This is a genomic window from Streptomyces sp. B6B3 (assembly GCF_039871525.1).
Classification (GTDB): Bacteria; Actinomycetota; Actinomycetes; order Streptomycetales; family Streptomycetaceae; genus Streptomyces.
Genome location: NZ_JBDPLU010000019.1, coordinates 1 through 17903, shown reverse-complemented (window position 1 = coordinate 17903; position 17903 = coordinate 1). Strand labels below are relative to the sequence as shown.

General features: G+C 69.7%; 21 protein-coding genes and 1 tRNA gene. 13 read left to right on the top strand and 9 right to left on the bottom strand.

Features of this window, described 5'->3' with window-relative positions; all coding sequences use genetic code 11:
* Positions 1–46 precede the first annotated feature (46 nt).
* Positions 47–508, top strand: coding sequence for a ribosome silencing factor (gene rsfS, locus ABGB06_RS30210; RefSeq protein ID WP_347595693.1), 462 nt, complete (start codon positions 47–49; stop codon positions 506–508).
* The gene (locus tag ABGB06_RS30205) at positions 505–1155 is read left to right on the top strand and encodes a histidine phosphatase family protein (RefSeq protein WP_347595690.1); all 651 of its coding nucleotides are present in this window, start codon (positions 505–507) and stop codon (positions 1153–1155) included. Before rsfS ends, ABGB06_RS30205 begins: the two co-directional genes overlap by 4 nt.
* Before the next feature lie 234 nt (positions 1156–1389).
* On the opposite strand, the gene ABGB06_RS30200 is transcribed toward ABGB06_RS30205, so the two are convergent.
* Positions 1390–2301 carry a helix-turn-helix transcriptional regulator gene (locus ABGB06_RS30200; protein ID WP_347595314.1) on the bottom strand — a complete coding sequence of 304 codons (912 nt, stop codon included), beginning with the start codon at positions 2299–2301 and terminating at the stop codon, positions 1390–1392.
* Positions 2302–2525: 224 nt separating this feature from the next.
* Here ABGB06_RS30200 and ABGB06_RS30195 point away from each other — a divergent pair, with 224 nt between their 5' ends.
* The gene (locus tag ABGB06_RS30195) at positions 2526–3914 is read left to right on the top strand and encodes an MFS transporter (RefSeq protein WP_347595687.1); all 1389 of its coding nucleotides are present in this window, start codon (positions 2526–2528) and stop codon (positions 3912–3914) included.
* Between the two features lie 86 nt (positions 3915–4000).
* Here ABGB06_RS30195 and ABGB06_RS30190 read toward each other — a convergent pair whose 3' ends face one another.
* Positions 4001–4705: a DUF305 domain-containing protein gene (locus ABGB06_RS30190; RefSeq protein WP_347595311.1), complete on the bottom strand. Its 705-nt coding sequence runs from the start codon at positions 4703–4705 to the stop codon at positions 4001–4003.
* Between the two features lie 165 nt (positions 4706–4870).
* Between ABGB06_RS30190 and ABGB06_RS30185 the strand changes: the two genes are divergently transcribed.
* The 3 genes from ABGB06_RS30185 (at position 4871) to ABGB06_RS30175 (ending at position 6866) form a co-directional block, all read left to right on the top strand.
* Positions 4871–6277: a hypothetical protein gene (locus tag ABGB06_RS30185; protein ID WP_347595308.1), complete on the top strand. Its 1407-nt coding sequence runs from the start codon at positions 4871–4873 to the stop codon at positions 6275–6277.
* 185 nt (positions 6278–6462) lie between these two features.
* Positions 6463–6696, top strand: a complete 234-nt coding sequence (locus ABGB06_RS30180; protein ID WP_201868120.1) for a hypothetical protein — start codon at positions 6463–6465, stop codon at positions 6694–6696.
* 97 nt (positions 6697–6793) lie between these two features.
* A tRNA-Ala gene (locus ABGB06_RS30175) sits at positions 6794–6866 on the top strand.
* 77 nt (positions 6867–6943) lie between these two features.
* Here ABGB06_RS30175 and ABGB06_RS30170 read toward each other — a convergent pair.
* From ABGB06_RS30170 to ABGB06_RS30155, 4 genes are all read right to left on the bottom strand, one after another.
* Positions 6944–8101, bottom strand: coding sequence for a site-specific integrase (locus tag ABGB06_RS30170; protein WP_347595303.1), 1158 nt, complete (start codon positions 8099–8101; stop codon positions 6944–6946).
* The gene (locus ABGB06_RS30165; RefSeq protein WP_347595300.1) at positions 8098–8433 is read right to left on the bottom strand and encodes a helix-turn-helix domain-containing protein; all 336 of its coding nucleotides are present in this window, start codon (positions 8431–8433) and stop codon (positions 8098–8100) included. Before ABGB06_RS30165 ends, ABGB06_RS30170 begins: the two co-directional genes overlap by 4 nt.
* 191 nt (positions 8434–8624) lie before the next feature.
* Positions 8625–9434 carry a hypothetical protein gene (locus tag ABGB06_RS30160; protein ID WP_347595297.1) on the bottom strand — a complete coding sequence of 270 codons (810 nt, stop codon included), beginning with the start codon at positions 9432–9434 and terminating at the stop codon, positions 8625–8627.
* A complete protein-coding gene (locus ABGB06_RS30155) occupies positions 9431–9691 on the bottom strand; it encodes a hypothetical protein (RefSeq protein ID WP_347595295.1) in 261 nt (86 codons plus the stop codon). The genes ABGB06_RS30160 and ABGB06_RS30155 overlap by 4 nt, the downstream gene beginning before the upstream one ends.
* Positions 9692–10063: 372 nt before the next feature.
* Here ABGB06_RS30155 and ABGB06_RS30150 point away from each other — a divergent pair, with 372 nt between their 5' ends.
* The 3 genes from ABGB06_RS30150 (at position 10064) to ABGB06_RS30140 (ending at position 12456) form a co-directional block, all read left to right on the top strand.
* On the top strand, positions 10064–10312 hold the full coding sequence (locus ABGB06_RS30150) for a hypothetical protein (RefSeq protein WP_347595293.1): 249 nt from the start codon (positions 10064–10066) through the stop codon (positions 10310–10312).
* 99 nt (positions 10313–10411) lie between these two features.
* Positions 10412–11275: an LLM class flavin-dependent oxidoreductase gene (locus ABGB06_RS30145; protein ID WP_347595290.1), complete on the top strand. Its 864-nt coding sequence runs from the start codon at positions 10412–10414 to the stop codon at positions 11273–11275.
* A 539-nt stretch (positions 11276–11814) separates the two neighbouring features.
* On the top strand, positions 11815–12456 hold the full coding sequence (locus tag ABGB06_RS30140; RefSeq protein WP_347595287.1) for a hypothetical protein: 642 nt from the start codon (positions 11815–11817) through the stop codon (positions 12454–12456).
* 58 nt (positions 12457–12514) lie between these two features.
* Here the strand turns inward: ABGB06_RS30140 and ABGB06_RS30135 are convergent, their stop codons facing one another.
* The gene (locus ABGB06_RS30135; protein WP_347595284.1) at positions 12515–12940 is read right to left on the bottom strand and encodes an ATP-binding protein; all 426 of its coding nucleotides are present in this window, start codon (positions 12938–12940) and stop codon (positions 12515–12517) included.
* Complete coding sequence (locus tag ABGB06_RS30130) at positions 12937–13671, bottom strand: DUF317 domain-containing protein (protein WP_347595281.1); 735 nt, start codon at positions 13669–13671, stop codon at positions 12937–12939. The genes ABGB06_RS30135 and ABGB06_RS30130 overlap by 4 nt, the downstream gene beginning before the upstream one ends.
* A gap of 620 nt (positions 13672–14291) precedes the next feature.
* Between ABGB06_RS30130 and ABGB06_RS30125 the strand changes: the two genes are divergently transcribed.
* The 4 genes from ABGB06_RS30125 to ABGB06_RS30110 all read left to right on the top strand — a co-directional run bounded on the left by ABGB06_RS30125 (position 14292) and on the right by ABGB06_RS30110 (position 17294).
* The gene (locus ABGB06_RS30125) at positions 14292–14741 is read left to right on the top strand and encodes a hypothetical protein (protein WP_347595278.1); all 450 of its coding nucleotides are present in this window, start codon (positions 14292–14294) and stop codon (positions 14739–14741) included.
* 91 nt (positions 14742–14832) lie between these two features.
* Complete coding sequence (locus ABGB06_RS30120) at positions 14833–15354, top strand: regulator component (protein ID WP_347595275.1); 522 nt, start codon at positions 14833–14835, stop codon at positions 15352–15354.
* On the top strand, positions 15341–16510 hold the full coding sequence (locus ABGB06_RS30115; RefSeq protein ID WP_347595272.1) for an MAB_1171c family putative transporter: 1170 nt from the start codon (positions 15341–15343) through the stop codon (positions 16508–16510). Before ABGB06_RS30120 ends, ABGB06_RS30115 begins: the two co-directional genes overlap by 14 nt.
* A gap of 34 nt (positions 16511–16544) precedes the next feature.
* On the top strand, positions 16545–17294 hold the full coding sequence (locus ABGB06_RS30110; protein WP_347595269.1) for an SDR family NAD(P)-dependent oxidoreductase: 750 nt from the start codon (positions 16545–16547) through the stop codon (positions 17292–17294).
* A 70-nt stretch (positions 17295–17364) separates the two neighbouring features.
* On the opposite strand, the gene ABGB06_RS30105 is transcribed toward ABGB06_RS30110, so the two are convergent.
* On the bottom strand, positions 17365–17903 hold a 539-nt coding region (locus tag ABGB06_RS30105), incomplete at its 5' end, for a WD40 repeat domain-containing protein (RefSeq protein WP_347595266.1).

Sequence of the window (17903 nt, the reverse complement as noted above, 5' to 3'; positions counted from 1 at the left end):
GCGCCCGCCCACCGGGGTCGCCGAACGGATGGAGAAGGCAGCACCTGTGACCGCCACGGACCGTGCCACCGAGTTGATCGAGGCCGCCGCCCAGGCCGCCGCTGACAAGCTGGCCCACGACATCATCGCCTACGACGTCAGCGACGTCCTGGCGATCACCGACGCGTTTCTGCTCGCCTCCGCGCCCAACGACCGGCAGGTCAGGTCGATCGTGGACGGGGTCGAGGAGCGGCTGTCGAAGGACTTCGGGGTCAAGCCCGTGCGCCGGGAGGGCGAGCGCGAGGGCCGCTGGGTGCTGCTCGACTACGTCGACATCGTGGTGCACGTCCAGCACGCGGAGGAGCGGGTGTTCTACGCGCTGGAGCGGCTGTGGAAGGACTGTCCGACGCTGCGGCTGCCGCCGGACGCGGAGGCCACCCGCGGCCGGGCCAGGGAACACGCCGGCGAGCAGGTGTCGACCCCCGACGGCTCGCCCGCGCCGGGCGCCGCGGGCGGTGAGCTCCGCTGAGCGGCTCCGCCGGCGCCGGGCGCCGGATCGTGCTGTGGCGCCACGGTCAGACCTCGTGGAACCTGGAGCGCCGCTTCCAGGGGACCACCGACATCGACCTCACCGAGACGGGGGTGACCCAGGCCCGCCGCGCGGCGCGCCTGCTGGCCGCCCTGGAGCCGCACGCCATCATCTCCTCCGACCTGCGCAGGACCGTGGCGACGGCCGCCGAGCTGGCCGCGCTGACCGGCCTGGAGGTGACGTACGACGAGGGCCTGCGGGAGACCTACGCGGGGGTCTGGCAGGGCCTGACCCACGACGAGATCCAGTCCCGGTACGGCGACGAGTACGCCGCGTGGAAGCGCGGCGAGCCGGTGCGCCGCGGCGGCGGCGAGCTGGAGACCGAGGTGGCCGACCGGGCCGCGCCCGTCGTGGAGCGCAGCGCGGACAAGCTGCCGGCCAGCGGCGTCCTCGTGGTGGTCAGCCACGGCGGGGCGATCCGCACCACCATCGGCCGGCTGCTCGGCCTGGAGCCGCACAGCTGGGAGGCGTTGGGCGGCCTATCCAACTGCAGCTGGTCGGTCCTCGGCGAGGGCGTCCGCGGCTGGCGCCTCCTGGAACACAACGCCGGCTCCCTCCCCGAACCCGTCCTCGGCGACGACGTCTGACCCTCCCGCCACCCGGACGCCCCGCGAACCACCGCGCCGGCGGCGGGGCCGGGCCCGGTGTCCGACCGCCGGCTGAGCGCCAACGCCCTCGACCGTCTGTCCCGGGGCCGATAACGTTCGGCCCTCAGACCGTCCCCGGCCACCCAGGACCGGTGTCCGACCGCCTGACCCCGGCGGAGCCGGGGCGCGTCGGCGTGGAGCCGTCTCCGGCCGTCCGAGCTTTCCGGGAAGGAACTACGCAAGGCGCCCGCGGAGGGTGGTCACGAGCCGGCCGCTCTCCTCGTCGGCCGCGGTGTAGACCACCATCCGCGCCTCGGGGATGCCGTGCACCGACATCGACACCGAGCGCAGCCGCACCTCGCCGACCTCCGGATGCCGGAACGTCTTCACCCGCGGCCCCGGCGGCACCACCTCGCCACTGGCCCACATGCCCGCGAACTCCTCGCTGGCCCGGCACAGCCGCCCGATGAACGCCTCCCAGGACGGTTCGCCGACGTGGTTGCCGTAGCCGGCGCGCAACGTGGCGACCATGACCCGCAGCTCGTCCTGGCGGAACACCAGCGGGCAGTCCTCCCGCGAGCCGGTGAACAGCGCCCACAGCACGTTGTGCGCCTCGCCGTCCGCGGCCGTGCGCTGCCACCTGTCGGTGCGCGCGAAGAACAGCGACCAGTAGGCCCGGTTGAACGAGAGCACGTCGAAGCGGGCGTTGTAGATCACGGCCGGCAACGGGTCCACCGCGTCGAGCACCGCCTGCACGTCGGGGCTGACGGCCCGCGCCCGCGGCTCCGGCTCCCTGGCGTAGGGCACGCCGGCCAGCTGGTACATGTGCTCGCGCTCGTGCTCCGCCAGGCGCAGCGTGCGCGCCACCGCGTCCAGCACCTGCGGGCTGGCGTTGATCGGACGGCCCTGCTCCAGCCACGTATACCAGGTGACGCCCACGCCGGCGAGCTGCGCCACCTCCTCGCGGCGCAGGCCCGGCGTGCGGCGCCGCGGCCCTGGCGGCATGCCGACGTCCTCGGGCGTGATCCGGGCCCGCCGGCCGCGCAGGAACGCCGCCAACTCGGGCCGCCGCCGTTGCCCCGCCGCACGCGGCGGCGTCCGCGGCGGCGCCTCGTGTGCTGCCGCCTCGCGTGGTGCCGTCGCCATCCTCATCCCCCCAGCGTGCCCGCCCGCGGCGCCCCCGGCCACGCCGTAACCGGGTGCTGCCAGTACCAGTATCGCAGGGCTCTCGTTACCAGTACCGGGCGCGTACCAGGCTGTTCGGCATGACCACCACTCCTGAGGCGACCTCCGAGGCGATCCCCGAGGCGGCTCCCGGCGCGCCGGCCGCGCCGCCCGCGCACCGGCGGGCCGGGCTGCTGCTGTTCACCCTGCTGGCCGCCCAGTTCATGAACCTGCTCGACGTGTTCATCGTCAACGTGGCCGCCCCGACGGTGCAGTCCGACCTGGGCGCGTCCGGTGGTTCGTTGCAGCTCGTCGTCGCCGGTTACACCATCACCTACGCGGTGCTGCTGGTCACCGGCGCCCGGCTGGGCGGCCGGCTCGGCCCGGGCCGGCTGTTCCAGGTCGGGCTGGCCGCGTTCACCCTGACCTCGCTGGCCTGCGGCCTGGCCGCCACCACCGGCCAGTTGATCACCTTCCGCTTCCTGCAGGGCGTGGGCGCCGCGCTGATGCTCCCCCAGGTGCTCAGCCTCATCCAGCGGACCTTCACCGGCGCCGAACGCGGCAGGGCCCTCGCGATGTTCGGGGCCGTGATAGCCACCGGCGCCGCCGCGGGGCAGGTGGCCGGCGGGGTGCTGGTCAGCGCCGACCTCTTCGGCTGGGGCTGGCGCCCGATCTTCCTGGTGAACGTGCCCATCGGGCTGGCGTTGCTGGTCCTGGGCGCCAGGGTGGTGCCGCTGGACCGTCCGGGCCCGGGGGAGCGGGCCCGGGAGCTCGACCTGCCGGGCCTGGCCCTGCTGAGCGCCGCGGTGCTGGCGTTCACCGTGCCGCTGGTGCTGGGCCAGGAGGAGGACTGGCCGACGTGGTGCTGGCTCTCGCTGGCCGGCAGCGTGCTGCTGCTGGCCGGGTTCGCCTGGTTCGAGTCGCGCCTGGCCCGGCGCGGCGGCGCCCCGCTGCTGTCCCCGCGGGTGCTGCGCAGCCCCGGCATGGGCCTGGCAGTCACCCGCATCTGCCTGGTGATGGCGGTCAACTCGGGGCTGATGTTCGCCTTCTCGCTGCACCTCCAGGGCCCGGAGGCGGGGGAAGGACTGGGCTACGGCGCGCTGCGGGCCGGCCTGAGCTTCCTGCCCACCGCCCTGATGTTCGGGCTGGTGTCGTTGACCTGGCGCCGGCTCCCCGCCGCCTGGCATCCGTATCTGGTCCCCGCCGGACTGCTGACCGCCGCGGCGGGCACGCTCGGCGTCGGCCTGCTGCTGCGGGACGGCGACCCGCTGGGCCCCGCCGTGCTGACACTCTTCGGGGTGAACGGCGCGGGCATGGCGCTGGCCTACGCGCCGCTGCTGGTGCGCGCGCTGTCCTCGGTGCGTCCGGAGGACGCGGCGGACGCCAGCGGCCTCACCGGCACCATGACGCAGCTCGGGATGCTCGTCGGGACCGCGACCTTCGGCACCCTCTTCCTGGAGCGGACGGAGTCGGCCCTGTCCAGCACCGACGGCCTGTGGGTCACGACGCTCGCGCTCAGCGCCACCTGCGTCGCGGTCGCCGCGCTCGGCCTGCTCGGCGCCCGGGGCGCCCGCGGCGGGACGCCACGGCCCTGACACCGGGGGGCGGCCGGTCCCGTACCCTCCGGGGCGGGACCGGCCGCATGCCGTGCGGGCGGCGTGGAGCGGCCGTTGGCCAGGACCTAGAGCAGGCCCTCCATCCGGTCGATCTCGACGCCCTGGGTGGCGACCAGCTCGGCGGCCATCTCCAGGGCCGTGGTCTCGCTGCCCTGCGCCGTCTCCTCCGTCGCCATGGTGATCGCGCCCTCGTGGTGGGCGATCATGAGGTCCACGAACATCCGGTCGAACTCGGCGCCGCGCGCGGCCCGTAGCTCGTCCAGCTGCTCCTCGGTGGCCATGCCGGGCGCGGCCCCGTCCTCGTGGCCCTCGTGGCCCCCGCCCTCCTCGTGGCCCTCGTGCCCGTCGCCGGTGTCCTCCGGCGCGTCCTCGTGGGCGTCGAGCCACGCCTCCATCGCCTCGATCTCGGGCTCCTGCGCCCGCTCGACGCGTTCCGCCATGTTCCGGACGTCGCCGTCCTCGGCGTGCCGCTCGGCCAGATCGGTCATCACCAGGGCCTGCTCGTGGTGCTCGATCATCATCGTCATGAACGCGCGGTCGGCGGCGTTCGGCTCGGCCCGTGCCTGGTCCGCGGCCTCGCCCGCCTCCTCGGGGGACAGCGTCTCGGCCTCCTCGCCCGGCTCGCCCGGGGCGATGACCGACGCGTCGCCCGTTCCGTCGCCGGCCACCGGCTCCTCGGCCGCGCCGCCGGTGCAGCCGCCGAGCGCCAGCGTCGCCGCCAACCCCGCGACGCCGAGTCCGAACCGGCGCCGGCACCACCCGTGTGTCACACGTTCCTCCAGAGCTGGTCACGAAAGAACTTGTTGCACCCATCTATTGATGTGCACATGCAGATGGGGGAAGGATACTGACGCATATTCGGAACCAGTCAACTCCGATGGGGAGTAGCAGACCTAAAGGGGAGAACCCACGTGACATCGTTCCACGGTCTTCTCGTGGGGCGCCGAAGGCTCAGCGTGGCGGCCGTCGTCACCGGCCTGCTGGCGTCCCTCTGCCTTGCCGGCACGGCCACGGCCACCCCGGACGACGGGGCGGAGTCGTCGACCACCGCCGAGGCGCTCCGCACCGCGGCCGACGACGCCGCGCACAGCGACAACATCAGCCTGCTGTCCAACACCGAGAACTCGGGGGCGCTCACCTCGACGAACTCCGACCTGGCGTTCCAGGGTCGGTACGCCTTCGCGGGCAACTACGACGGCTTCACGATCTTCGACATCAGCCGGCCGTCCAAGCCGAAGATCGTCAGCCAGGTGCTCTGCCCGGGCTCGCAGAACGACATATCCGTCTCCGGTGACCTGCTGTTCCTCTCCGTCGACTCCTCGCGCAACGACGACTCCTGCGCCAGCTCGACGGCGCCGCCGACCGAGAAGAGCTCGTGGGAGGGCATCCGGGTCTTCGACATCAGCGACAAGCGCAACCCGGAGTACGTCGCCGCGGTGGAGACGCCGTGCGGCTCGCACACCCACACGCTCGTTCCCGAACGCCGGAACGTCTACGTCTACGTCTCGTCGTACTTCCCGAACGAGACGTACCCGGACTGCCAGCCGCCGCACGACGGCATCTCCATCGTCGAGGTGCCGCGCAACGCGCCCGACGAGGCCGAGCTGGCCGACTTCGACCTGCTCTTCCCCGGCGGCGGCTTCCCAGGCAGTGAGACCGGCACCGAGACCTCCGGCTGCCACGACATCACCACCTACCCGGCGCTCGACCTGGCCGCCGGCGCCTGCATGGGCGACGGACTCCTGATGGACATCTCGGACCCGAAGGAGCCCGAGATCATCGACCAGGTGGAGGACGCCGAGCACTTCGCCTTCTGGCACTCGGCGACCTTCAGCCAGGACGGCAGCAAGGTCGTCTTCACCGACGAGCTGGGCGGTGGCGGCGGCGCCACCTGCAACGAGGAGACCGGCGCCGAGTACGGCGCCGACGGCATCTACCACGTCGTCGGCCGCGGCGACGCCCGCCACCTGGTCTTCCAGGGCTACTACAAGATCCCCCGCTTCCAGGAGGACACCGAGAACTGCGTGGCCCACAACGGCTCGCTGATCCCGGCCGAGGGCCGCGACATCATGGTCCAGGCCTGGTACCAGGGCGGGCTCTCCGTAGTCGACTTCACCGACTCCGACAACCCGGAGGAGATCGCCTACTTCGACCGCGGCCCGGTCAACCCGGACGCGCTCACCTTCGGGGGCACCTGGTCGGTCTACTACTACAACGGCTACATCTACTCCAACGGCCAGGCGGGCTTCGACGTGCTCCGCATCGACGACCCCCGCACCGACAGCGCCCGCGGCGTGCGGCTTCCCGAGCTGAACGCCCAGACCCAACCCACCTACCGCTGAGATCCGAACGCGTGTATCGATCACGTCTCCCTTCAGGGGAGGCGTGATCGGTGGCTTATCCACCTGGCCACCACATGGCAGAATCGTTCTCGCTGGGCGAGCCCGGCCGACGATCAACGGCGTCCGACGGAGGGGTATGCCACGTGCGCACGGCCCAGGCCAGAGGGTGCGGTGGCTGATCGCTCATGGGTGCTCACAGTAGGAAGTGCGACTGGTGCGGCTGTGGCACGCCCATCGTGCGTGATCTCCAGCCGGTGAACGTGGCGTACCAGTACTGGTGCGTCGAGTGCGCCCGGGCGCTGATCATAAAAGGCGACCCGATCGAGGTCTATCGGGAGCTGGAGGGCGAGCCGATCTACGGCCGCCTGCTCGACGAGCACTGCGCCCTCAAGCGCTTCTACTCCTTCGCCAGCGTCTGACCCTCCCCGGGCCCGCCAACCGATTTGGCAAAGCCCCACCTCGCCCGTGTACAGTAGGCGACGCCGCCAGGGACACCACCCAGGCGGACCACCTCCCGGGGCTATAGCTCAGTTGGTAGAGCGCTTGCATGGCATGCAAGAGGTCAGGAGTTCGATTCTCCTTAGCTCCACAGGTCAGAGGCCCTCTCCGATGCGGAGAGGGCCTTTTGGGTGCCTAACTGGGTGCCTATCGTTCCCGGGGCCGCCGTCACCCCTCAAAGATGCGGTCTATGGTCGTCGCCCCGGTCTGGATGACGGGCCGGATCTGCATCCGGTACACCTTCTCCGTCGTGGCCGTGCTGGAGTGTCCGACGAGCTGAGAGATGACCTCGATCGGCACCTCCCGATCGGACAGCAACGACACGAAGCTGTGCCGCAACTCCCTGGGCGTCCACTCCGCCGGATCGATGCCGTCCACCCGGCCCAGCGCCCGCCGAAAGGCCCTCCGGACATTGGCGGCGTCGAGTGGCGTCCCCACCGCGGTGGTGAACACGAGCCCGTGCTCCCGCCATCGTTCGCTGGCGGCCTGACGCTCGGCGTTCTGCGCCAGGCGGTGCAGCCGGAGTGCCAGCACGGCGCGGGCGGGGAGCGCGAGGGTGCGCCGGGACTTCCTGGTCTTGGTATCGCCTCCTTCGCGGACCGAGCGCCACACGGCGATATGCGGCGGGATTGGGGGTTGAGTGTCGGGCTGCCCGTCCAGATCAACGTGGTCCCAGGTGAGCGCTCGCAGCTCCTCGGTCCTGGCCCCGGTCAGCAGTGACACCACGACGTAGGCGTGCATCCGATCGCTCTCGATGGCTTCGAGGATGGCCTCGGCCTGGGCGAACGTGAGCGCCTTCGATGGCCGTCCGGGTCGGCCGGTTGGCACGGCACACAGCGCCACGACGTTGCGCCGCACCTTGTCGCGGACGACGGCGCGTTGTACGGCTCGGTTGAGGCAGGAGTGGATCGACTGCAGGCTGCGGGTGCTGAGCCGTTTCGCCTTCGCGGCCAGCCACCTGTCGACATCGTCCACGCTGAGGTCGGTCAGCCGTCGTTTGCCCAGGGCGGGGATGACGTGGGTGCGGCAGAGGATGGCGTAGTTCTCGACGGTGGCCGGGTCCTTGCCGGGCAGCCCGAACTCCAGCCAGTTGGTGACGGCCTCCTCGACGGTGCACGTCTCGGACGGACGGACGAGGCTCCTCTCCTCGTGCTCGCGGATGATGCGCTTGAGCTTGTCCTTGGCCTCGGTCTTGGTGCGTCCGCTCGCCTTCTTCCTGATGCGCTTGCCGTCCCCGTCGTAGCCGAGGCTTGCGGTGGCGATCCAGCGCTTGCGTTCCTCGTCCCAGTGCAGACTGCCGTCACCCCGGCTGCGGCGCTGGGTCATTTCTCCGTTCCCGCCTCGCGTTCCAGGAGCGCGACGTACTCGTGGATCGCCGACGCCGGGATGCGGCGGGAGCGTCCCTCGCTGACGGTTCGCAGCCGCCCGGTGCGCATCAGGTCGTAGACGACGCTGCGGCTGAGATTGAGCAGGAGCGCGGCATCCGGGACGCGGTAGAGGAGGGGGGAGTTGCCCAGTTGGTCGGGGTGGTGTGCGGTGCAGTGGACGACGGTGGTCTCCCGCGAGGTGTCCGGGAGGCGCTGTCCGGTGGTGATGGCGACGGCTTGGAAGTCGCCGCAGTTCGAGCATGGTGGCCGGTCGGGGGAGGACTCGGGCATGATGTGGACTTCCTTCTCGAATCGCTCAGGTTCGGGTGAGGGAAGGCCCGTCCAGGCGGAGATGCTTGGCGGTATCGAGCCGCCTGGTCGGGCCGATTCAGAGCTCTGTCTGGACCGATGATCAATTCACAGTCGTTTATGACCGTAGATCTGCGATCACTGGATATGCCGGGACGATTCACTGAGATCACCTAAGTCCCCTCGTTCGGCGGATAAACAGATGTAGATGGCGCCGGGGTCGGGGATCTGAGTCGGCCGAGGTCCACGAGGAGCGTCTTCGCGTTGGCCCAGGAGACCCCGATGCGGGTGGCGACGAAGTTGGGGGTGAGCGGCCCTCGGTCGGGGGCGAGAGCGCGCACCTCATCCAGCAGCTCCGCCCGGGTCCGTCGGCTCCTCCGCTTCGCTTCTGACCGACCGTCGGGTGCGTCGGTGTCGGGGTGGGCCGAGTCGGCCCCGACCAGCTCCGCCTCGGCTCCTGCTTCCCCCGACGAGGGCTGATCGGTGCTGATCGGCCCCGACGAGTCGTGCGACTGGTCTGGGGCATCGTTGGCGATCTCGACGCCGCGGTGCATCAGGGCGGCGACCAGGGCCCAGCCGCCGCCGCATGCGACGGCGGAGACGATCATGGTGATCGTCGTATCGGGTGCCGCGCCGTAGTAGACATGGGCGCCGATCTCCGCGCCGTATCCGGCGACCGAGGCCGCCGCGCCGCTGATCAGGATCCACCGCCGGCAGAGGATCGAGTTGAGGACCATCGTGGCCTCGCCTGCGATGACGAAGGTCTGTACGGCCACCGGCACGGCCCACGTCACCCCGGGCAGCGCCTCCGGCGAGGCGAGGTAGGTGCGCATCGCCATGACGTTCACCCAGCCTGTCCACGCCGAGGCGATAGCCAGAGCCACGAGCACGAGTGGCAGCAGGACGTTGAACGCCGCCGAGGCGATGAACGCGGCCTGAGCGCGTACGCGTTGTTCGACGGTCGGCATCGTGGTCGCCGTCATCGGTCGCCCTTCGGGCGGTTGCCGGTGGGGAAGATCCTGAATCCGCACCGAAATCGCAGCGGACAGCCGTCGCAGATGGCCGCCGCCTGGAGCCTGTCCTCGTGGTGGGTGACGCGTTCGGGGTCCTCCACCTGCTCGAACAATTCGGGGTGGGAGGCGCATGCGGCCCGGCCCTGGTCGGTGCCGACCACGGTTCGTACGGCGGACTTCGAGCGCCGAGCCATGGCGGTGATGCCCTTGTCGGTCTTCCTGGTCACCTGCTGCCTCCCACAGGGCGGCGGTGGCTCTTCATGGCCTGGGTGGGCTGGTCGGGCAGATCGAGAGGGGTGTGGCTAGAGGGACGCATAGCTCGTCCTCCAGTGATGACTGATGGATCGGGTCAACCGGCGGCGGCGGCGACGAAGCGCCGACGTGGAGCTACTCGTCGTGACCCGCCGGACATCATCAGTTTGCACAACATGGCAATGTTGCGCAACATCTATATCTCGCACAACACACTCCAAGGGCGGAGGGTCGATGCACGGTGTGGAACGGTCGGCGCATGCGAGCCCTTCCGGGCCGCTGGGCTGCACGCCTCGTTGCGCAACCTGATCATGTTGTGCAACAAATGCTTCCCGTACGATGTGGCCATGTCGAACGACACACGGGACGGCGACGTGCGTCTGCCGCGCACGGTGCGCATGCAGTCTGCGGAACTGCGGAAGGGCATCGTCAAGGTGATGGGCAGGGTGCAGTACGGCCGCGAGCACATCGAGGCCGTGCGCTACCAGGAGGCCCAAGCTGTCATCGTCCCGGTGGACTGGTACGAGAAGGCGTGCCGAGCTCTGGGGGAGGAGAACCGACTCCCCGCGGTCGAGGAGGGCTCCGGCGGTACCTGATTCCATACGCGCGCGGACAGGGCTCCGGATGGAGCGCGCATGGTCCGCCGGGGTCGGAATCGGATTGCCCCTCTGTGGCGAGCCGCGCATGCTGCTGGGATGCGCTTCTCCATCAACATCCCCAACTTCGGTGAATTCGCCGACCCGCGCAACGTCGCGACGGTGGCGGCTGCCGCGGAGGAGACTGGCTGGGACGGGCTCTTCGTGTGGGATCACGTGCTGCACCGGCATCACCAGGGGCGGCCCTTCGGGGATCCCTGGATGCTGTTGACCGCGGCGGCGTTGGCGACCTCGCGGATCCGGCTGGGTACCCTGCTGACGCCGGTGCCTCGTTACCGTCCCCAGCAACTCGCCCGTCAGGTGGCGACCCTGGATCATCTCAGCGGCGGTCGGGTGATCTTCGGCGCGGGCCTGGGCGGTCCGGTCGAGGACGAGTACCGCAGCTTCGGCGACGCCGCCTCGCCACGGGTCCTCGCGGAGCGGTTGGACGAGGGACTGGAGTTGCTGCGGCGCTTCTGGTCCGGGGAGTCGGTGAGCCACCAGGGCCGGCACTACGAGGTGGTGGACGTGACGCTGCTGCCCGCTGCCGTGCAGCGGCCGGGACCGCCGGTGTGGATCGGCGGGTTCTGGCCGCGTCGTCCGCCCATGCGGCGCGCCGCGCGGTGGGACGGCGCGGCGCCGCTGTTCGAGACGGCCCGGCACGGGCAGGTGCCCGATGTCGCGGAGGTACGGGACCTTGTCGGCTACGTGCGCCAGCACCGTACGGCCGAGACCGGGCGCCCCTTCGAGTTCGTGCTCGGCGGTGCCACGCCCTCGGATCCGGCCAGGGCCAGGGACGTGATCGGTCCACTGCACGAGGCCGGCGCCACCTGGTGGGACGAGCGTCAGATCCAAACCGGTCCCGACCTGGACCGCCTGCCCCCGGTACTGCGCCGCATCGAGGCGGGACCGCCGGTGCTCTGACCCACCGCGCCTCGCACGACTCGTCCCGACCACTCCGGCCAGTAGTCCGGTGGCGTGTCACGCCTCGATGGCGTGGGCGCCGCGGCAGGCCCCGCGAAGCGGGGTGCGCGCCACCCGCGCCACCCGCGCCACCCGTCTGCCGATCGGCCCTCGCAGCGCCGTAGTACCTGCGCCCGTCGGCGCATGAGGTACCACCACCCGCCGTTCGACGAACAAGGGCGTCGCCTCGACGCCTCCTCCCCTGTAACCAGCCCTCTTTGACCGTCCTTTGCGTACGACCCCCACTCGTCACCCAAGCCAGCGGCGCCGGTTCCCCGTCGGCTCCTGCAGTGTGAACCCTGAGGCCACTGGCTGGGACCCCTCCCAGGGGGCGGTGTCAGTCTGTCTGCGCACGTGAGTCGACGCGTCCCCTGTCCGGAACTGCCGGTGAGGAGAGAGCCGCTATGAGCCGGGAGGATCCCGCTCCGCATATACCGCCGCCGCCCGACCACCCGCCGGTGGCCAGCCGGTCCGGCCGCGGAGGACGGACCGCTGCCATCGTGGTCGCCATCGTCGCCGCCTTGGCCATCCTCGGCGGCGGCGCGCTCGTTGTCCTTGACGATGACGGCGGGGGAGAGGTCGGCATCGGTCCTGACGACGGCGTTCGTCACCGTCTCGAACTGCCCCAGCTCAGTGGCCGCTTCAACCTCATGCAGACGCACTCCGAGGAGGTGAACCAGGACGCGGCCCGTGCCATGGGCCTGCGCACCGAGGGCGGGGCCGCGGGCCTCTACCGCGATACCGCCCTGGAGGACGAGGGCGACGCGGGCGATTACCTGCTCTCCTTCCGCGGGCGCTGGGGCGAGGTCCAGGACCCGGAGCGGGCCGCCGCGCTGTGGCTCGGGCTGATCGCCGAGGATCTTGAGGAGGCTGATCTCGTCGGCGCCGGTCCCTCGTCCTTCACCGACGAGGACGTGGCGGTCGAGTGCCAACTCGCCAGGGACGTGGAGCCGAACGCCGACGCGGCGAGCGCTCCGGACCGGACGCTGTGCGTCTGGGCGGACTACAGCACGATGGGCTCGACGTACTTCCTGGTGAACCCCGACCACCCGGATGTGGAGCCGCTGTCACCCGCAGTGGCCGCCGCACTCACCAAGCGGTTCAGAGAGGACGCCCTCCGGGAGATCAACGGTGGCGCGTGACCAGCTCACACCGAGTCGCGGAACGGCTCAGGGTAACGCCACCCGGCGGGCCCTCGACTCAGGACGCGTCATTGACGTGCACGGTGCACCACACCTGTTTGCCCGCGCCGTCGGGTGTTGCTTCGGCTCCCCACCCGTCGCAGAGCTGGTCGACGATGGCCAGACCTCTGCCGCCTTCGTCTAACGAACCGGCCTCCCGTTGAGACGGGATGAAGGGAAGGGAAGGCGAGGAGTCCGAGACGGCGATACGCAGGCGCTGGGTCTCACAGTCGACTGACACCGTCACGGTGTCGTCCTGGCTGGTGCTTCCGTGTTGAACTGCGTTGGCGAGCAGTTCGTCCGTGGCCAGGACAACGCCATCCACCACCTCGTCGAGCCCGCAGGAACGCAGGTGCGCCGCGATGAGGCGGCGTACCCGAGCAACCTCCATGGGCGAGGCCGGGAAGGACGCCCGAAACCGACGGATGCCCGCGACGAGGGTCATCGATGCCGCCTTGAGTCCGCGGGCTGTGAGCAGACACATGCCGAGCGAGCCGTGAGGGCGGCCAGGGCGACGGTCAAGGCAATCATCAGGTGCGACGGGATTTCGTCGTGGAACGTGGCGCACGATAGTTGAACGCCGTCCAGGGGAGAGACCACGTCCAGATGCCAGGCCTCGGGGATCAGCAGGACTCCGAAGAATCTGTTGCGAGGGGGCGCGTAGCTCAGCCTGATCGCGTTGTCCGGTGAGGTTGCCTGGTAGTGCCCTTGTTCGCAGGCCACGGTCCACCCGGCGTCGGACAACGGTTGCCACGCGGCTCCCATGTCGTCGAGGCGCTTGTTGCGCAGGTAGGGCCGGGGTTCGGTCGCGGTGTCAGCGTCCGTGGCGAGCGACGAGACGATCGCCGTGATCAGTTCCATCGGTGTGTCGATGGCGAGATCCATGGACCAGGCGGGCGGTTCCTCCGCCGCGGATCGGGCCGCGATATGCCAGTGCAGCGTCGAGGTGCCCGCCTCGCGCAATAGCCCCACGTACAGTCGACCCTCGTCTCCGAAAGCCTCGTACTCGCCGCTCTGGTGGTGCTCAACGTGCCATGTATCGCTGGTCAAATGGTCAAACACCGCACAGCAACGCCAGCGTTCGCCGGTCAGGTATCGTGGGGTTACGGCGATTGCGGTTGCTCTCTCTTCAAGAGGATCCGTTCGGCGACGGAAGAATGGTGACCGCTCGTCCATGACGACACTCCATCTCATGCGTTGATAGCTCGAAACGACAGGGCGGCGCAACAGCATTACTTCCTCGCTCCGTTCTCGTGCGCGCGCATTCGGCGTCACGGAAACATGCCGTAGGGCGAGGTGAATGTCTCGGTGCTGACGCGCCCGGCTATGCCTTGCGGCCATGCGGCCTTGAGATCCCTTAGCTCCCAGCGGGGCGGGACCTCGCAGTTCAGATGACCGGCGTGGCTATCAACGGGACCGCAAAGAGGAGGGCGGGCTCGCACGAAGCTCCTGCGGTGCGAGCGGCAACGGTGGGCCTGTGAGTCGGCATCGTGGGCGACCCTTCGATCAACGGCGATGATGACGCGCGTGATGAATCGCGAGGCTTGGAACGTACTCAGCGGATGAAAAAGTGTCAAGCCATCCGCTGACTATAAAGAGTGACGGATAGATTCAATGTTCGATAGTGCGCACCGGATGGCCTCTGTGAGCTGCGAAGTTCCTGCCTTCGCAGGCCCGATGCGGGCGATGTGTTGTTGTCGCGCGTGGCGGACGGCGGTATAAGTAGTCCTCGGCGATCTGTCCGCAACGGCATCCCGCTGTCGGCAGACGTGTCTATTCCCGAGGGGTAAGAAACATTGGTCACCAGCGATGATCCCGGTGGCGGTGCCGAACTGCCGCCGCTAGCGCAGCGCCTGGAGAATATCATCTCTGTGTACTATCGCCATAAGAAGCGGCCCAGCTACAAGGAGATGGCCAAGGAGATCGATCAGGTCACCGGCCGATCTTTCTCGGGCACCTACTTGTGGGAGTTGGCGACCGGCCGCAAGCACAACGTGACGGCAGAACACCTTCACACCCTCGCCGAGTTCTTCGGCGTGACGCGTGACTACTTCACCGACCACGAAGTCTCGGAGCGGGTCCGGCGCCAGATCGAACTCGCGGTCGCCCTCGGAAACAGCAAGGTTCGCACCCTGGCGGCCAGAGCAGATGGCCTCTCGGACGCGCACCTCGACGCCATCCTCGCGGTGGTGAACGCCATGTCGGACACGGCCGTACGCGTTGACGAGCCGACGAGTCCGCAGTAGCCCGGTCGGCGCCCGGGGTAAGGGAAGGCCCGCCATGCTCGATGACGCTTTTCACCGTTGTTGTCTGCAGAGAGAAGAAGCGGAGCAGCGTATGGCAACGATCAGCGACTATGCCCAGCTGCAGGCCCGTTGCCAAAGCATCCTCGACGAGTTGGACGTCCCTCGGCCGTACTCCCGGGATGCCGTCGTTCGCTGGATGGAGGACCTGCGCGGCCGGCCGTTGCTTCTCAGGGGACTGCCGCCTCAGGCCGCCCAGACCGGAGCGTGCGGGCTGTGGCTGGGCACGGACGACGCGGACTTCGTCTTCTACGAGACGCGGACCGCTCCGCACCATCAGGAACACATCATCCTGCACGAGATCGGCCACATGCTCTGCGGCCACCACCACGCCCCGGACGTCGAGATCGACGCCGGGCTGGAGAGCCTGCTCAGAGACCTCAAGCCGCACCTGATCAAACGCCTGATGGCGCGCACCAGCTACACCAGCGTCCAGGAGCAGGAGGCCGAGATGCTCGCGAGTCTCCTCCACAGCAGCGCGGCGCTGCCCCGATCCGGCGGAACCCTGGGTCGACTCGGAGCGCTTCTCGGGGTGAGGGCCGATGGCCGTCACTGAATTCGCCGACAACATCGGCCGTTTCAGCATTGTCCTGATGTGGGCCGCGCTCATCATCCGGTGGCGGCCGGCCATGAAAGGGCGCCAACAACGCGGCCTGTGGCTGGCGGTCCTCACAGCCGCGATCGCCACCACACTCTTCCAACCGCAGATCATCGACCGGGCCGTCGACATCACCGGCGACGCCCACGCCGTCACCCTGTCCCGCAACCTGGTCGGAGTGGTGGCTGCCGGTCTCACCCTCCTGCTGTTCGTCGGCGACTCCGCCCGTCCACGCCGTGCGGGACTGATCACCGTGGTCACGCTGATCGGCACCGCGCTGGCGCTGCTCGGCATGGACCTCGTCTCCGGTGACCCGGCGGGCCCCAGCATCCCCGCCGACGGCGGGCCGGCAACCCCGTCGGCGGCCTACTGGGTGCTCGTCTGCGGCGCTCACCTCGTCGCCGACGCCGCTATCGTCGTCATCTGCTGGCGGTACAGCCGACGCACCGACGACCGGGACCTGGTCTGGTCCCTGCGGCTCTTCGCGTTCGGGAGCGTGCTGGCCGCCGGCTACTGGGCGGCCTGCTTGGTCCACGTCTACGTCCGGATCCCCGATGCCCTGCCGTACCTGGCGGTCATCATCAACGTCCACGGGGTCTCGCGGGCGCTGACCCTGTTGGTTCCAACCGCGTTCAGCCTCGCCCGTCGTGCCCGGGACGCCCGCACGGTCTGGGTGCTGTGGCCGATGTGGCGAGACCTCTCCGCCGCGGTCCCCACCATCTCGCTGGCCCCGCCGCGAGCCACGCGCCTGCGGCAGTTCCTCCGGCCCCGCTCCCCACTGGCGTTGCAGGCTCACCGGCAGCTCATCGAGATCTACGATGCCGTCCTGCACCTGCAATCCCACCTCTCCGCCGACGTGTACCGGCAGGCTTGCGACCATGCCGAGGACCTGCGGATCGCGGACCACCGCGTGAGCGCCGCGGCCCTGGCAGGCGCACTCGTACGGGCCCAGCGGGCGAAACTCTTCGGAGCACCAGGGCACACGGCCACCGAATCCCACGCGCTGTCGCATCTGGGCCAGGCCAACAAGACGCTGCTGCTCGCAATGGCCCGCCACTGGCCGTCCGTCTCGCGTGCCCTGCCGGTGCCGAAGGTCGTTGACACCAGCCCTTAGCCCTCGTCTGTCTCGCGTAGAAAGCACTCGCAGCATGACCACTGCCCTGATCACCGGTGGAACCGCGGGTATCGGCCTGGGGTTCGCCCACCGTTTCGCCGCGGACGGCCACGACCTGGTCCTCGTGGCCCGCACCCCCCCGCGGCTGGAGCAGGCCGCCGCTGAACTCCGCCGCCGCTACGGCGTCCACATCGACACCATTACCGCCGACCTGGCCACCCCCGACGGATGTGCCGGGGTCGAGCAGCACCTGGCCTCGGCCTCTGTCGACATCCTCGTCAACAATGCAGGTCACAGCCTGCCGGACACCTACCCGCACAGCTCGCTCGCTGACGAGGAACGCATGCTCGACCTCCTGGTCCGCGCACCGCTCCGCCTCACCCACGCCGTCATCCCGCACATGACCAAGCAGGGCCGCGGTGTCATCCTCAACATCGCCTCGGTCGCCGGCCTGGTCCCCGCCGGCACCTACGGCGCCGCGAAGGCCTGGCTCATCCACTTCAGCGAGTCCCTACGCCTGGACCTCGCACCCCAGGGCGTCCGCGTCCTCGCGGTCTGCCCGGGCTTCACCCACACCGAGGCACCCCACATCGACACCGTCCCGGACTGGATCTGGCTCTCCGTCGACCAGGTCGTCGACCAGGCCATGAAAGACCTTCACCGCAAGGCCCCCCGCAGCATCGCCGGCCGCCACTTCAAGCTCTACTCAGCCGCCGTCCACCACGCCCCTCGCCGCCTCGCCGCCCACATGGCCCGCTCCCGCACCCCGAAGCACGACATCTGACGAATAATCCAGCAACAGGCCACGCCGCGCCGGGAAACGCCGTCCCGGCTTGAGTTCCGTGAATGCGAGTTCAACTTTGCTGGAGGGTCAGCGCCATCAGGCCGTTACTGAGTCCGACGATGAGCAGGTCGCCTGCTTGGGTGATCGTCCGGGTAGGGGAGCGGACCGGAATCTCGACCACGGTGCGTGCGGTGGCGGCGTCCCAGATGCGGACGGTGCGGTCGTAGCTGGCGCTGGCAAGGAGGGTACGACCGGCCACATTCACCGCACACAGGCCGTTCACCCCATCGGTGTGGCCTTCGAGGGTGTGGAGGTGTTCGCCGGTGGTGGCGTTCCAGATGCGGACGGTGTGATCGCCTGCGCTGGCGAGGAGGGTGTGGTCCGGCATTGGTAGGGCGCATACGGCGTTGACCCAGTCGGTGTGGCCTTCGAGGGTGTGGAGGTGTTCGCCGGTGGTGGCGTTCCAGATGCGGACGGTGCGGTCGCCTGCGCTGGCGAGGAGGGTGTGGTCCGGCATTGGTAGGGCGCATACGGCGTTGACCCAGTCGGTGTGGCCTTCGAGGGTGTGGAGGTGTTCGCCGGTGGTGGCGTTCCAGATGCGGACGGTGC